This window comes from Polynucleobacter sp. IMCC 29146 (assembly GCF_021395195.1).
Classification (GTDB): domain Bacteria; phylum Pseudomonadota; class Gammaproteobacteria; order Burkholderiales; family Burkholderiaceae; genus Polynucleobacter.
On the sequence record NZ_JAJVCR010000030.1, the window covers coordinates 1 to 1193 of the forward strand.

The 1193-nt window shown below is 49.6% G+C and carries 1 protein-coding gene; it reads right to left on the bottom strand.

The features are described 5' to 3' along the window. Nucleotides 1-42 precede the first annotated feature (42 nt). Nucleotides 43-1130 (bottom strand): IS3 family transposase gene (locus LZT22_RS12650; protein WP_233925661.1). Its coding sequence is split into 2 segments (ribosomal slippage): nt 43-878 and nt 878-1130, totalling 1089 coding nucleotides; the frame shifts between segments, so codons are not numbered across the junction. Nucleotides 1131-1193: the final 63 nt, after the last annotated feature.

Genomic DNA, 1193 nt, shown 5'->3' on the forward strand with positions numbered 1-1193 from the left:
GGTAATCCCCCCTTATTTAACCGAACCCAGAAGTAGGATTCATTAAGCAACCATGGCCAGTCGCTGTTTCGGGGTAATGCCGCCCAATGCCATGTTTGGACGTTGATAATTGTATTTATACATCCATTGCGTTGCAAAGTCTTGAACTTCGATAATGCTTTGCCAGTAATGCTGGGATAACCACTCATACCTGACGGTACGATTAAAGCGTTCGACATACGCATTTTGTTGTGGTTTGCCTGGTTGGATATGCTGTATGTGGATTTGATGCTTTGCTGCCCACTCCATCAGTCTGCCGCTCACCAGTTCCGGCCCATTGTCCGCCCGAATAATGCCGGGCTTACCGCGCCAAGCAATGATTTGATCTAAAGCGCGGATTACGCGCTCGGATGGCAATGAGAAGTCCACTTCAATGCCTAAGGCTTCGCGGTTAAAGTCATCGATCACGTTAAAGAGGCGGATGGATCTGCCATCTTGTAACTGGTCGTGCATGAAGTCAATCGACCATACTTGGTTAATGCCAAGCGGTACGACCAGGGCATCGGGTTTATCGCGCACCAAACGCTTACGCGGCTTGATGCGTAGGTTGAGCTCTAGCTCGCGGTAAATGCGGTAGATGCGTTTGTGGTTCCATTTGAAGTCCTTGACGTTGCGTAGGTATAAATAGCACAGCCCAAAGCCCCAGCTGCGGTTGTTATCCGTTAGCCGAACGAGCCAGTTGGCAATCTGCTCGTTCTCGGCATTACTCTTAGCTTCATAGCGGTAGCAGGTCTCGCTCACGCTAAAGATGGCGCAGGCCAATCGGATGGGGATACTTTTGTCTCTAACAGCCTTTTGGGCCATCTCACGTCTGCGAGATGGCCTCACCACTTTTTTGTGATGGCCTCGTTTAGTATCTCTGCTTTGAGCTTTTCTTCGATGTACATCTTCTTCAGGCGAGCATTTTCCGCTTCCAGCTCCTTCATGCGGGCCATCATTGAGGTATCCATACCGCCGTATTTGGCGCGCCACTTGTAGAAAGTAGCAATGCTGATACCCAGCTCACGACAGACTTCTGGGACAGCTAAGCCAGCATCGGCCCGTTTTAGGGCATCCATGATCTGACTGTCGGTAAATTTAGAACGTTTCATGCAGAACTCCTCTAATAGAGAAAATTCTACCTCTGAGTTCAGTTAACCTGCGGGGGGATTACC